This window comes from Alcanivorax sp. (assembly GCF_051117345.1).
Classification (GTDB): domain Bacteria; phylum Pseudomonadota; class Gammaproteobacteria; order Pseudomonadales; family Alcanivoracaceae; genus Alcanivorax.
The window spans coordinates 1-12,894 of the sequence record NZ_JBNPEC010000109.1 but is presented as its reverse complement, the minus strand read 5'-3'; the positions used below and the strand labels follow the sequence as shown (position 1 = coordinate 12,894).

The window sequence follows — 12,894 nt, the reverse complement described above, 5'->3', positions numbered from 1 at the left end:
GAACGGTTGAACACCAAATTGCGCTAAGTAGTTGGTGGGGACGCGGTGAAGGGCACCTGAACATAGGAAAAGAATCAGTCGTCATCGCAAAAGCGGCAGAAAACTGAATCGGAACAGCTATCATCGTCAGGTTATGTTCCGTAACATGGCTGTGTCTCTGCTGGAGCACGAAGTGATCAAGACCACTCTGCCGAAAGCTAAAGAGCTGCGTCGTGTGGCTGAGCCGCTGATCACTCTTGCGAAGGAAGACTCGGTAGCGAACCGTCGTCTGGCTTTCGACCGTACCCGCTCCAAGGAAGTGGTCGGCAAGCTGTTCAATGACCTGGGTCCGCGTTACCAGAGCCGTCCTGGTGGTTACATCCGTATCCTCAAGATGGGTTTCCGTGCCGGTGACAATGCACCGATGGCCTATGTTGAGCTGGTTGATCGCCCCGAGCTGGCGGACGCTGGCGAAGAGTAAGCGTTCAAGCTTCAAAAAAGCCGGGCATATTGCCCGGTTTTTTTATGTCTGTCGTAAGCCGGCGGACTTGTACTATGCTGTCTGTAGAGGCCGAACAAACCTCAGGGGCAGGGCATATGGCAATCAACGGCTTTCATGCACACGTCTATTTCGATGAATCCACGTTTTCCCAGGCGGCTGCGCTGTGCCAGGCCGCCCACCAGCATTTCGATATTCCCATGGGGCACATGCATCGCAAGCCGGTGGGCCCGCACCCGTGCTGGAGCTGCCAGCTGTCCATTCCGCGTCGCCTGGCGGGCGATGTGATCCCCTGGTTGATGGCCAGCCGTAACGGGCTGACCGTTTTTGTGCATGGGCTTAGCGGTGATGATCTCCGCGATCACACCGAGCTGGTTATGTGGTTGGGTGAAAGCTTGCCGCTGGATCTAAGCATCTTTCAGTTTTCCGCCTGATTGCCTGGACTAACCCGCCAACTAACCCTGCGCCACTTTGTGTCCCCGATACATCAAGCCCTTGCGCTGGCGTTGCACTGAGCGTGTCTCATCTTTTGTGTTCCCCGTGTTTCGGGCTTCTACCGGTTGTCCTCGATAGAGGCGAACTGTGCCGCTACTGGACGGAGCCAATGGCGGGTCTTCGCCTTCCAGCTCCAGCAGTGCCAGACGAATCTCTCCGTAAAGTCGTTGCATGCCCTGGGAGCGAGTCAGACCGGCGTAATGGGCCAGTTTCTGGCGCAGTGCCGGATCGGTTAGTGACAGGCTGGCGTCGAATTCAGCCCGAATCAACCGACGGCACTGATTAACCAGGTTGACGATGTTGTACTGCATCAACCAGCGGTGATCGGTGGTGGCGTCCATTGCATGTACTCCTCTGAATGGTTGCCGAAAGAAGCTGACGAGTACTGAAGTCAGGACTTCAGGTTGAATAGAACAAAGCAGAAAGTGTGCCAGCGCGATGGCCGGGTTTGTCGGTGCGGCCGCCCCATTCCGGAACGGGGCGGTACTGTTGTGGTGCGAGTGCGCTAAGGTTGTGCGTGGCGGTTGGCGCGCAGGGCTTTCTGACAGTTGGCGTAAAAAGTGGTGGTGGCCGGCCAGTCGGAAAAGACGCCGATAACGCCCACGTCCCTCGCCAGCACATCCAGCAGGGTGAAGGTGTCGCCGTCATTGTTAATGGCAGGTTGAACGCTCTGGTAGTACCAGCCACCACCCTTGGTCAGCGGGCCGGAACGCTCCAAGGACCAGGCAATGATGTCCAGGCCAGCATTGCGGGCGCCCTCGGCGTAGACGCTGGGGACAATGCGATTGTGCTGATCGGTGGTCACCAGCATCCACAGGGGCGGGGCGATGATGTTCACGCCGTAACCTGCGAGAGTTTCCATGTCGGGCTGCCAGGTACCTGGATTTTGCGGATCCAGCCCTTGTGCATCACGGCCATCCAGATACACGGCCTGCTTGCCGTAGCGGGGGTGGTGGCCGATCCAGTAGCGCACGTCTTCCAGGCTGAAAGATTGCGGATACACATTCTGCGGCGACACACCGGCCTGCCGATACTCCTCAATCAATTGCCGGGCATAGTCCTGCTGACTGTAATTACCTTCATAGGGCATCGGAACCTGAGGCGCTTTCAGCTCCGGGGTCATTTTTACCCCCAGTTCCTGAAACAGGGTGATGCTCTCGCGATGACTGAGCAAGGTGCCATTCTGGCTGTAGAGGTCGGTGCGCCAGCCCGCAGTGCCCTGCAAATATTCTTCCACGGTGGTGGCGCGGGGATTGGCGCCGTCCATCTTGCCCTTGAGCGTCTTGAACTCGGCCAGGGTGATGTCGCTGGTACAGCAACGGGCGCTGGCCGGGTTGCTGCCATCAAAGGGGGAAAAGGGCTCGCTGCACTGGCTGGCCAGCTCGGTGTCGAGAATGTTGGTGGTAGTGTGCAGGTCGCACTGGGAATGGCGACAGACCAACTCGCGATCCTCGGTAAAAGCCACGTCGCATTCCACAATGCCGGCGCCCATACGGGCGGCAGCCCGGTAGGATTCTTCGGTATGCTCGGGGAATTGTAGCGGGGCGCCACGGTGGCCAATGGAGAAGTCACTGGCTTGCTGCGGCCGTCGTTGGCTGGTGCATTCCTGCAGGGCCTGCCTGAGCGGCCCCTCGTCCATGTCTGCTACCAGATAATAGGGGCGCGGCCCAAGCTCCACGCTATTTTGCGACCCGTGGCCGGCACAGGCGGCAGCCGCCGTGCCGATAGCCAAGGTGGCGATAAATGCCTTAAATGCCCAGATCCTTTTCATGATCAACCTCCAGTGAATACGCCGAGGTTGAGTATCGTCATGGCAGATGACGTGAAGGTTGGCGAGTGGCTTCCGCATTGTGACAGCGCTCCAAAATGTGGGCTGGTTCCTGTTTGGAGAGCGTGGGCGTTGATTTTATTTGTTGTGCTCTATTTTGGATTCATAGACTTGCAGATAGTAATCGCGAGCAGTGGCTCTTAGTTGGCTGATGTGCCCATTGCTCAGTGCTCGTCCACTCCAAAGCACCTTGCCGTCCTCTTTCCGAATTATCACCATGTCACTGAGGGCTTGTCCAAAAGTCACCGGCGGGCCTACGCCGCCCATAACAGAGCCCAATAATGAGGTAAAGGCGACTTTCGAGTGAATGGCGCCTCCTGTGTGGTGCCAGCCAGTGATCCGTGTCACCAAAAAGCAGCAAGTGCTTTCTGGTGCGGCATCAAGCAGCGCTGAAGGAATCTCAATCGGACCGTCTAGCGCAGGATTGACCAGTTTAGGGTTACCATGCGGATCAATGTCATTGAGTATGGCCTCCACCGTTGGAGAGTCTGCCCAGATAGATTTTTCGAACTGGAGAAGCAGCGCCTTGTCGACCAAGTCCGTTTTGATCGCAATATTGGTGAGTTGGTAAGAACCAGACATAGTGTCGAGTTGTTCAATCAGGGTGCCTTGGCCATCATCCTCAATATAGAGCTCGCGGGTTGTCTCGTTGTTGAGGCTCTTTTCCTCAAGGTCGATGCTTGGCGGCATAACGGCCAACGAATCAAACTGCCAAAAATCTTTTTGCGGAATAGTCTTCGAAGGGAAGGTCTCCAGGCAGTGGGATGGCGAGCATGAGGTGATACTGGGGACCCGCCCGACACTCTGACAGCCCTGCAAGGCGGTTAATAACAGAAAGCACCAGGGTAGGTAGTGACGAAAGCTGTTCATTTCTATTGGGTCTCCAGCATGTTTTTCAGGAAGCGTCCGGTGTGGCTGCCTTTCACCTTGGCCACCTCCTCCGGTGTGCCTTCAGCGATGATCTCACCGCCACCATCGCCGCCCTCGGGGCCCAGATCCACGATCCAGTCGGCGGTCTTGATCACGTCCAAGTTGTGTTCGATTACCACCACGGAGTTGCCATGATCGGCCAGCCGGTTGAGAACGTCCAGCAGCAGCTGGATATCGTGGAAATGTAAGCCGGTGGTGGGTTCGTCGAGGATGTAGAGGGTGTTGCCGGTATCGCGGCGGGACAGCTCCTTGGCCAGTTTTACCCGCTGGGCTTCGCCGCCGGACAGGGTGGTGGCGGCCTGGCCCAGTTTTACGTAACTCAGGCCAACATCCATCAGGGTCTGCAGTTTACGAGCCAGGGAAGGCACCGCATCGAAGAATTCCCGGGCATCTTCGATGGTCAGATCCAGTACCTCGAAGATGTTCTTGCCCTTATAGGTGATCTCCAGGGTTTCCCGGTTATAGCGTTTGCCTTCGCACACTTCGCAGGGCACATAGATGTCCGGCAGGAAGTGCATCTCCACCTTGATCACGCCGTCACCCTGACAGGCTTCACAGCGACCGCCTTTCACGTTGAAGCTGAAACGGCCGGGTTTGTAGCCGCGGGCGCGTGCTTCCTGGGTGCCGGCGAAGAGTTCGCGCACCGGCGTGAAGATGCCGGTGTAGGTGGCCGGGTTCGAGCGCGGGGTACGGCCGATGGGGCTCTGGTCGATATCCACCACCTTGTCGAAGTGCTCCAGCCCGTCGATGGACTCGTGGACTCCCGGGGTGAGGGTGGTGGCCTTGTTCAGTTTGGTGGCCGCCAGCGGGTACAAGGTGCTGTTAATCAGGGTGGACTTGCCGGAACCGGAGACGCCGGTGATGCAGGTGAACATCCCTACCGGGATATTCAACGGGTGGCCTTTGAGGTTGTTGCCGGTGGCGCCGTGCAGGGTCAGCCACTTGTCGTCCTGATTCCGCCGCCGTTGCTCGGGGATGGCGATCTGTTTGCGACCGGACAGGTAGTCGCCGGTGAGCGAGTCCGGGTTGTCGGCCACGTCCTGGGCACTGCCCTGGGCGACCACCCTGCCACCATGGACGCCGGCACCGGGGCCGATATCAATCACGTGGTCGGCCAGGCGGATGGCTTCCTCGTCGTGCTCCACCACCAGCACGGTATTGCCCAGATCACGCAGGCGGGTGAGGGTGCTGAGCAGGCGTTCATTGTCGCGTTGGTGCAGGCCGATGGAGGGCTCGTCGAGTACGTACATGACGCCCACCAGGCCGGCACCGATCTGGCTGGCCAGACGAATACGTTGCGCTTCGCCGCCAGACAGGGTTTCCGCGCTGCGCTCCAGGGTCAGGTATTCCAGCCCCACGTTGACCAGAAACTGCAGGCGGTCGCGGATTTCCTTGAGAATCTTGTCGGCGATTTCGCCCTTGCTGCCGGGCAGGTTCAGGTCGCTGAAATAGCCGTGGGCCTTGCCCACCGCCAGCCGTACCACTTCCGGCAGGGTAGTCTCTTCGATGAACACATGACGGGCCGCCTCGCGTAGTCGCGAGCCATTACAGCTGGGGCAACTGGAGGTGGACATGTAGCCGAGCAGGTCTTCGCGCACCGCATCGGATTCGGTTTCCCGGTAGCGCCGCTCCATATTGGGAATGATGCCCTCGAACGGATGGTTTCGCTTGATGATATCGCCGCGATCGTTGAGGTAACGGAATTCGATGCTTTCCTTGCCGGTGCCGTGGAGGACTTTCTTGCGGATATCCTTGGGCAGTTCCTGAAATGCCACGTCCATGTCGAAACCCAGGCTCTGGGACAGGGAGTTGAGCATCTGGAAATAGTAGACGTTGCGGCGGTCCCAGCCGCGGATGGCGCCTTCCGACAGGGACAGCTCGTCGGAATTGATCACCTTGTCCTCGTCGAAGAACTGCTTCATGCCCAAACCATCACAGCTGGGGCAGGCGCCGGCCGGATTGTTGAAGGAGAACAGCCGCGGTTCCAGTTCGGGGATGGAGTAACCGCAGTGTGGGCAGGCAAATTTGGCGGAGAAGGTCACTTCCTCGCCGTCGCCGTCCATGGGCGCAATGATGGCGATATCGTCGGCCAGGTTAAGGGCAGTTTCGAAGGATTCCGCCAGCCGGTTCTGCAGGTCGTCACGGACCTTGAAGCGGTCCACCACGACTTCAATGGTGTGCTTCTTGTTCTTGTCCAGGTCCGGGGTGTCATCCATGTCATAGATGCGCCCGTCGATGCGTGCCCGGATAAAGCCCTGGGCGCGCAGTTCCTCGAACAGGTGCAGATGCTCGCCTTTCTTTTCGCGGATCACTGGCGCCAGCAGCATCAGCTTGCTGCCGTCTTCCATGGCCAGCACCTGATCCACCATCTGGCTGATGGTCTGGGCGGCCAGCGGGGCTTCATGCTCCGGGCAGCGAGGCTCGCCCACCCGGGCAAACAGCAGGCGCAGATAATCGTAGATTTCGGTGATGGTGCCGACGGTGGATCGCGGGTTATGGCTGGTGGATTTCTGCTCGATGGAGATCGCCGGGCTGAGCCCCTCGATGTGGTCCACATCGGGCTTTTCCATCATCGACAGGAACTGGCGGGCATAGGTGGAGAGAGACTCCACATAGCGGCGCTGGCCTTCTGCGTAGAGTGTGTCAAAGGCCAGTGAGGATTTCCCTGAACCGGACAGACCGGTGATCACCACCAGCTTGTCCCGGGGAATATCCAGGTCCACGTTCTTCAGGTTATGAGTCCGTGCACCGCGAACCAGTATGGTATCCATCAACTACCCCTGACTACTGTCAAAATGAACAGGGCAGTATAGGCGAATTCGTGTGAAGGGCAAAAGAATGTGGTCGCTGCACGCAACATGCCTCAGGCGAGCATGGCGTGCAGCACGGTGCGCGTTGTATGGCGCGTGGCTACAGGTTTTCCTGTGCCCAGTTCACCGCCTGCAGGCGGTTGGACGCATTGATCTTCTTGAAGATGTTGTAGATATGCGTCTTGATGGTGTGCGGGCTCAGATTCAGGCTGGTGGCGATTTCCGAGTTCTTGGCGCCGGTGGCCATCACTTTCAGCACTTCCACTTCCCGGTCGGTGAGGTTCACCTCGCTGCGGGAGAAGGTCTTGTTGAAGGTGCGGCTTTTCATCAGATAGGCCTGCAGCACGGCGCGTGGGAACCACAACTCGCCGTCGAAAATGGCCTTGATGCCTTTGCTCAGCAGTGCCTGGGGGCAGTCATGCTGGAAGCCGCCGTTGACCATGGGCAGGCCAGCCAGTCGGGACAGCGAATCGTCGCTATCTACATTAAACAGGGCGATCAGAACGTCGTTTTCCACTTCCTGATCTGCTTCCAGGAGATGGGCGATTACCTCGTTCACATCCACACTGTGGTAATCCACCAGAAACAGGTTCTGGCCAAATTCCCGCAGTGTCTCTACGGAGATCGTCTCCACCGAGGGAATGCTCTTGGTAGCCACTTCTTCCTTGACGAGAAATTCGGTGAGCAGGGCGTTTTGCAGTTGCTGGCTGCCTACTACGTAAACTTGCTGAGTTTGTTGTGGGCTGTTCATCGATGCCGTCCATGATGTCTCAGGCGGAGCCTAAGAAAAAAAACTGATCAGCATGTGAATTTATCACCGCTTTGACCGGGGTTCAATTTACCATTGCCCGGTTTTACTGATTTCACGATTCCCGGGCCTCAAAGTGGGGCACTGTGTCCTGGTCCGGCCCCGTGGGGAATCTGATACACTGCCCGCCTTTTTGTAGCGGCCGTGACTTGCGGCCACCCGTTTTGGAGCAACAAGCGTTCATGTCGGCATCTTCCTCCCGTGTCCTGCAGCGGACAGAGCTGAAAACCACCGGCTATCTGGCGACCATCTTTGCGCTGCGGATGTTCGGCCTGTTCATGATTCTGCCAATTTTCGCGGTCTACGGGCAATCCCTGGAAGGCGCGACACCGCTGCTGATCGGTACCGCTATCGGTGCCTACGGGCTGATGCAGGCCCTGCTGCAGATTCCGTTTGGCATGCTTTCCGATCGCTTCGGGCGGCGACCGTTGTTGCTGATCGGCCTGCTGCTGTTTGTGGCGGGGGGCGTAGTGGCGGCCATGAGCGACCATATCCATGGTGTCATTGCCGGGCGTGCCCTGCAGGGCTCCGGCGCCATCGCCAGTGTGATCATGGCGTTGATCGGTGATGTGGTCAGTGAAAAGCATCGCACCCGGGCCATGGCGCTGATCGGCATGTCCGTGGGTGGTTCCTTTGTGCTGGCCCTGATCCTCGGCCCGTTACTGGCTAGCTGGCTGGGCCTGTCCGGCCTGTTCTGGATGACCTCGGTGATGGGCGTCTTTGCCCTGCTGGTGGCCCTGGTGGTGCCGGCACCACGGGCCTTACAAGGGGAGGCCTTGCCGGTGGGCGTGCGCTTCCGTCGCGTCCTTGCCAGTAAGACATTGCTGCGATTTGATGTGGGCATTTTTACCTTGCACCTGATCATGACCGCCTCTTTCGTGGTGGTGCCGGCCCTGCTCAGTGAACGCCTCGGGCTGGGGCTACGCAGCCACAGCCTGATTTACCTGGGTGTGCTGGTGGCCGGGTTCGTGGCCATGGTGCCGCTGATTATTCGCGCCGAACGGCGTGGCGCGGTGCCGGTGAAACGACTGGCGGTAGTGTTGCTGGCGGTGTCACAGATCCTGTTAGCCCTGGCCGGTGCCGAGCTGTGGCACTTTGTGCTGGCGCTACTGGTGTTTTTTGCTGCGTTTAACCTGCTCGAAGCCCTGCTGCCTTCGCTGGTGGGCCGGGCTGCGCCGGCGGGCACCCGGGGCACGGCCATGGGGGTATACTCCACCAGCCAGTTCCTGGGCGTCTTTGTCGGTGGGCAGCTGGGCGGGGCGTTGTACCAGTGGGTGGGTGCCGAGGCGGTGTTCTACGGTTGTGCGCTGCTGGCGGCGGTCTGGCTGGTGGTGCTGACCGGGCTGCGGGAACTGCCGAAACTGGATAACCGGGTGCTGATGCTGGCCCCGGGCCAGGACTGGCAGAAACTGGCCCGTGAGCTGCAGACGGTACCCGGTGTGGTGGAAACCGTCATTGTCGAGGAGCAGGCCTTGGCCCTGCTCAAGGTCGATGCCGGGGAACTGGATGAGGCCCGGCTTGCGGGGCTCGCCGGAGCCGGGCAAAGCTGACACAATGTTTGGCTTGATCTGACATGCATTTGAGAAACCGGTGATTTACCTGACAGGGGATCACCGGCTACAACAGTACTGACCTAGAGAGTCACGGAGAGAAACATGGCGCGCGGCGTTAACAAGGTAATTCTGATTGGTAACCTGGGGGCAGACCCGGAAACTCGTTTCATGCCCAGCGGTGGCGCGGTCACCAATGTTCGTCTGGCTACCAGTGAAACCTGGAAGGACAAGCAGAGCGGGCAGATGCAGGAACGCACTGAATGGCACCGGGTGGTATTTTTCAACAAGCTGGGCGAGATCGCCGGTGAGTACCTGAAGAAGGGCTCCAAGGTCTATATCGAAGGCTCCATTCGTACCCGCAAGTGGCAGGGGCAGGATGGCCAGGATCGCTACACCACCGAAATCGTGGCCAACGAAATGCAGATGCTGGATGGCCGTGGCGACGGCGGTGGTGGCCAGGGTGGTGGCTATGCGTCCCAGGGCAACCAGGGTGGCTACCAGAACCAGAATGACAATTACGGCGGCGGCAGTGCCGCGCCACAGCAGAATCAGAACCCCGGTCAGAGTCAAAATCAGGGCGGCTTCAGCGGCCCGGCGGATGATTTCGACGACGATATCCCGTTCTGAGAACCGCTATGCCTCGTACCTTGACGCTGGCACTGGTCTTTGTTTCCAGTCTGCTGGTTTTTTTGATCGTCAGCATGCCCGCTGCCGTCGTGGTGGAGCGAATGCCCACTGTGCGGCTGGGCGGCGCTGCGCTGACTCTGTCCGAACCTCGTGGCCGTTGGTGGCAGGGGCAGGCTCGCTGGCGCTGGAAGCAACTGCAGGGCGCGCTGGACTGGACCCTGGATTGGCACGGCCTGGTGCCGGGCGCGCAACTTTCCCTGCGCAGTGATCAGGGGCAGCAGGCAAACTTGTCCGGCTGGGTCGGCGCAGATTGGGGCGACTGGCAGATAGAGCAGGCGCGACTGTCTCTGCCGGTGGAGTTGGTGGCGAAACATGTCCCCCAGGGCGGTGCCGACGGCCGAGTCGATGCGGTGCTGATGTCGCTGCTGATTGCCGATGATACTATCCAGCAACTCCAGGGTACCCTGGATTACAGTGGTGGCCGGGTGACCTGGGGCAACAATGGCTCTGCCACGGTGCCGGAATTACAGGGCCGCTTGAGCATGGAAGGCCCGGTGCCCACACTGCGGGTGGCGGATCCTGACGGTGAGCGCCTGCTACAGGCACGAATCAGTGACGGTCGTTTCCATCTGGAAGTCATGCGCGCCTGGCCCTTGTTACTGGGCGTCAGCCAGGGTGGCAGCCCGGATGATGTGGTATTCCAGATGTCGCAGCCCTTCTCGCTGAAGCGGGGGTAGCGGACAGTCGGTGCAGGTTTGCCCGGCTTGGCCGAGAACAGGAAATAACGGTTCCGGTAACACTATATTGCAATAATTTGCCGTAAAATCCGGTATCTTCAGTCCGGCAATAACGATAAAGGAAGAGCGGACAGTTATGTCGCAGTGGGCAGCGTGGGGTCATTATCAGCAGTGGGGCAAGCCGGTGCGCTGGTTGCTTGCCATTTTGCTGGTCATTGCATTGGCCTTTGTGCTGGCCCAGACCTTCTGGCTGTTGTGGTACGGACCCAACGAGCCGATCCCCTCCAACAGCAAGGCCCGTCTGCAGGTCGCTTCCTCCGGGCAGGCTGTGATCCTGAGCCAGTCCCAGGTGGACAGTTGGCAATTGTTCGGAAGCTTCGAGCAGGAAGCCGCCCCCCAGTCTGACAAACCCACTGACGCTCCGGAAACCCGGCTGCGTCTGGAGCTACTTGGCGTGTTCCAGACCGCTGATACCGAAAAGGCGTCTGCCATCATTGCCGAAAAGGGCAAGGAAGGTGAGTTGTACCGTATCGGCGACAGTATCCCCGGTAATGCCAGCCTGGAAGAGGTGTACCCGGACCGGGTGATCCTGCGCCGGGCCGGGCGCCTGGAAACCCTGCGCTGGTCGGACAGTTCCCTGGGTGGGGTCAGTCAGGTGTCTCGGCAGCCAGCGGTTGAACGTGAGCCCCAGCAATCGCAGATTGCGGAAGGCAGCGAGGAAGATATGCAGCGTCAACGCAAGGCCATTATTGGCCAGTTGGGGTTGCAGCCGGTGGCCCAGGGGGATAACCAGGGCTATCAGTTGGGCAAGCGGGCCCCCAAGCAGTTGATCAGTCAGGTCGGCTTGCAAAGCAGTGACGTTATCCTCTCGGTCAACGGCCATGCGCTGGGGACGGAGGAAGGTGATATGGCTGCGTTGCGTTCATTTCAGGAAACCCGGCAGGCCAGTATCGTGGTGCAGCGGGGTGATCAGCAATTTACCGTGAATTATCCGCCATAGTGAGTGGTTTTATGATGTCCTTTTTCAAAGCCTCGGCACGTCGAACACTGATTGTGGTGCTGTTGTCGGTAACGGCTTTTTCCGCCCATGCCCAGGTTGCGGCCAGTGAAGATGGCAAGAGCTGGACGGTGAATATCCGTAATGCGGATATCCAGGCGTTTATCAGCCAGATTGCCGACATGACCGGTAAGAACTTCGTGGTTGATCCTCGCGTTCGCGCCCGGGACGTTACCGTCGTGTCTACCAAGGCGCTGTCTGCCGCAGAGGTCTACGAGTTGTTTCTGTCTGTGTTGCAGGTGCATGGCTATGCGGCGGTGCCGTCTGGCGACATTATCAAGATCGTTCCCAATACCACCGCCAAGCAAAGCAACCTGCCGCTGGTGGGCAAGAATGAAGCCGGTGGTGAAGCGCTGGTGACCCGGGTGATTCCGGTGGAAAACTCACCGGTAGAAGAGCTGGTACCGGTACTGCGGCCGCTGGTGCCCCAGTACGGCCACCTGGCAGCCGTGGGCTCGGCCAATGCCCTGATCATCAGTGATCACATGGATAATATCCGCCGTATGGAGGCGATCATTGCCAGCCTGGACAATGCCGAGTCCGAAGATGTGCAGGTGATCAAGCTGGAGCATGCTTTCGCCGGCGACATGGTGAAAATGCTGGAAAGTCTGACGCCGCAAACCGGCGGCCGTCGCGGCAAGACCAAGGACGGTGGTGTGACGGTGGTAGCGGATGAGCGCACCAACCGCTTGATCATCAAGGGTGACCGGATTACCCGCCAGCGTATGGCGCAGATGATTCGCAATCTGGACACTCCTGCCAGTGCTACAGGCGGCGTGCAGGTGGTGCGCCTCAGCCACGGTGATGCGGAAGCGCTGGCCGAGTTGCTGAAGAATTTTGCCGAGGGGGCTTCTGCGGCAACCCCTGGCGCAGATGGCAAGACCTCTGCGGCATCCGTTACCGGTGACAAGGTGTCCATCCAGGCGGACAAATCCCTCAATGCCCTGGTGATCCGCGCAGAACCGGCGATGATGAAGGAAATCATGTCGGTGATCAGCCAGCTGGATGTGCGCCGTGCGCAGATTCTGATTGAAGCCGCCATTGTGGAAGTGTCCGGTGATACCGGCAAGGCACTGGGCTTTCAGTATGTGGGCGGCAGTGACGAAAGCGGCGTCGGCGCCATCAACTTCGGTAACGCGGGGCTTACCATTAACTCCATCGTTCAGGCTCTGGCAACGGATGACCCTTCAGGGCTGGCCCTGGGCGATGGCATTACCATGGGCTTCGGGGAGCAGGACTCCAACGGTGATTTGAAGTGGGGGGCGTTGATTCAGGCATTGTCCCAATCTACGGATGTGAATCTGCTCTCCACTCCCAGCATCCTTACCCTGGATAATCAGGAAGCCTCCATCGTGGTGGGGGAGAACGTGCCCTTTATCACCGGCACCAGCACCAGTACCGGTTCCGGTGTGTCCAACCCATTTCAGACCATCCAGCGCGAAGATGTGGGGCTAAGCTTGAAGGTGACTCCCAATGTGGCCGGGTTGTCCACCATCAGTCTGGAGCTTGACCAGGAAAACTCTACGGGGAAGGAACCCGTAGGGGAAGCCGCGGGCACCGTTACCACCAAC

Annotated in this window: 12 protein-coding genes; 7 read left to right on the top strand and 5 right to left on the bottom strand. The window is 59.1% G+C overall.

Features of this window, described 5'->3' with window-relative positions; genetic code table 11:
* Positions 1-73: 73 nt before the first annotated feature.
* Both rplQ and ACFE0K_RS07055 read left to right on the top strand, forming a co-directional pair.
* Positions 74-460, top strand: a complete 387-nt coding sequence (rplQ, locus tag ACFE0K_RS07060) for a 50S ribosomal protein L17 (protein WP_434535388.1) — start codon at positions 74-76, stop codon at positions 458-460.
* A gap of 116 nt (positions 461-576) precedes the next feature.
* Positions 577-912, top strand: coding sequence for a DOPA 4,5-dioxygenase family protein (locus tag ACFE0K_RS07055; protein ID WP_035249958.1), 336 nt, complete (start codon positions 577-579; stop codon positions 910-912).
* Between the two features lie 21 nt (positions 913-933).
* On the opposite strand, the gene ACFE0K_RS07050 is transcribed toward ACFE0K_RS07055, so the two are convergent.
* The 5 genes from ACFE0K_RS07050 to ACFE0K_RS07030 all read right to left on the bottom strand — a co-directional run bounded on the left by ACFE0K_RS07050 (position 934) and on the right by ACFE0K_RS07030 (position 7,292).
* Positions 934-1,314, bottom strand: a complete 381-nt coding sequence (locus ACFE0K_RS07050) for a hypothetical protein (RefSeq protein WP_434535387.1) — start codon at positions 1,312-1,314, stop codon at positions 934-936.
* 164 nt (positions 1,315-1,478) lie between these two features.
* Positions 1,479-2,744 carry a glycerophosphodiester phosphodiesterase family protein gene (locus ACFE0K_RS07045; RefSeq protein ID WP_434535386.1) on the bottom strand — a complete coding sequence of 422 codons (1,266 nt, stop codon included), beginning with the start codon at positions 2,742-2,744 and terminating at the stop codon, positions 1,479-1,481.
* 135 nt (positions 2,745-2,879) lie between these two features.
* Positions 2,880-3,671 carry a hypothetical protein gene (locus ACFE0K_RS07040; RefSeq protein WP_434535385.1) on the bottom strand — a complete coding sequence of 264 codons (792 nt, stop codon included), beginning with the start codon at positions 3,669-3,671 and terminating at the stop codon, positions 2,880-2,882.
* A 2-nt stretch (positions 3,672-3,673) separates the two neighbouring features.
* A complete protein-coding gene (gene uvrA, locus ACFE0K_RS07035) occupies positions 3,674-6,502 on the bottom strand; it encodes an excinuclease ABC subunit UvrA (RefSeq protein WP_434535384.1) in 2,829 nt (942 codons plus the stop codon).
* A gap of 139 nt (positions 6,503-6,641) precedes the next feature.
* Positions 6,642-7,292 (bottom strand): LuxR C-terminal-related transcriptional regulator, encoded by a 651-nt coding sequence (locus tag ACFE0K_RS07030; RefSeq protein ID WP_434535383.1) that lies wholly within the window; start codon positions 7,290-7,292, stop codon positions 6,642-6,644.
* Positions 7,293-7,531: 239 nt separating this feature from the next.
* Between ACFE0K_RS07030 and ACFE0K_RS07025 the strand changes: the two genes are divergently transcribed.
* From ACFE0K_RS07025 to gspD, 5 genes are all read left to right on the top strand, one after another.
* Positions 7,532-8,899, top strand: coding sequence for an MFS transporter (locus ACFE0K_RS07025; protein WP_434535382.1), 1,368 nt, complete (start codon positions 7,532-7,534; stop codon positions 8,897-8,899).
* Between the two features lie 105 nt (positions 8,900-9,004).
* Entirely contained in the window at positions 9,005-9,529 is a 525-nt protein-coding gene (ssb, locus tag ACFE0K_RS07020; protein ID WP_434535381.1) for a single-stranded DNA-binding protein, read from the top strand.
* 8 nt (positions 9,530-9,537) lie between these two features.
* Positions 9,538-10,266: a type II secretion system protein N gene (gspN, locus tag ACFE0K_RS07015; RefSeq protein WP_434535380.1), complete on the top strand. Its 729-nt coding sequence runs from the start codon at positions 9,538-9,540 to the stop codon at positions 10,264-10,266.
* Positions 10,267-10,402: 136 nt separating this feature from the next.
* Positions 10,403-11,266 (top strand): type II secretion system protein GspC, encoded by an 864-nt coding sequence (gene gspC / locus ACFE0K_RS07010; protein WP_434535379.1) that lies wholly within the window; start codon positions 10,403-10,405, stop codon positions 11,264-11,266.
* 11 nt (positions 11,267-11,277) lie between these two features.
* A partial coding sequence (gene gspD / locus ACFE0K_RS07005; RefSeq protein WP_434535378.1) for a type II secretion system secretin GspD occupies positions 11,278-12,894 on the top strand: 1,617 nt, incomplete at its 3' end.

Excerpts from the sequence above, each read along its gene's own strand:
- ACFE0K_RS07030 (WP_434535383.1), bottom strand. The coding sequence starts at position 7,292 with ATGAACAGCCCACAACAAACTCAGCAAGTTTACGTAGTAGGCAGCCAG.
- ACFE0K_RS07050 (WP_434535387.1), bottom strand. The coding sequence starts at position 1,314 with ATGGACGCCACCACCGATCACCGCTGGTTGATGCAGTACAACATCGTC.
- ssb (WP_434535381.1), top strand. The coding sequence starts at position 9,005 with ATGGCGCGCGGCGTTAACAAGGTAATTCTGATTGGTAACCTGGGGGCA.
- ACFE0K_RS07045 (WP_434535386.1), bottom strand. The coding sequence starts at position 2,744 with ATGAAAAGGATCTGGGCATTTAAGGCATTTATCGCCACCTTGGCTATC.
- ACFE0K_RS07040 (WP_434535385.1), bottom strand. The coding sequence starts at position 3,671 with ATGAACAGCTTTCGTCACTACCTACCCTGGTGCTTTCTGTTATTAACC.
- ACFE0K_RS07055 (WP_035249958.1), top strand. The coding sequence starts at position 577 with ATGGCAATCAACGGCTTTCATGCACACGTCTATTTCGATGAATCCACG.
- uvrA (WP_434535384.1), bottom strand. The coding sequence starts at position 6,502 with ATGGATACCATACTGGTTCGCGGTGCACGGACTCATAACCTGAAGAAC.
- gspC (WP_434535379.1), top strand. The coding sequence starts at position 10,403 with ATGTCGCAGTGGGCAGCGTGGGGTCATTATCAGCAGTGGGGCAAGCCG.
- gspN (WP_434535380.1), top strand. The coding sequence starts at position 9,538 with ATGCCTCGTACCTTGACGCTGGCACTGGTCTTTGTTTCCAGTCTGCTG.
- ACFE0K_RS07025 (WP_434535382.1), top strand. The coding sequence starts at position 7,532 with ATGTCGGCATCTTCCTCCCGTGTCCTGCAGCGGACAGAGCTGAAAACC.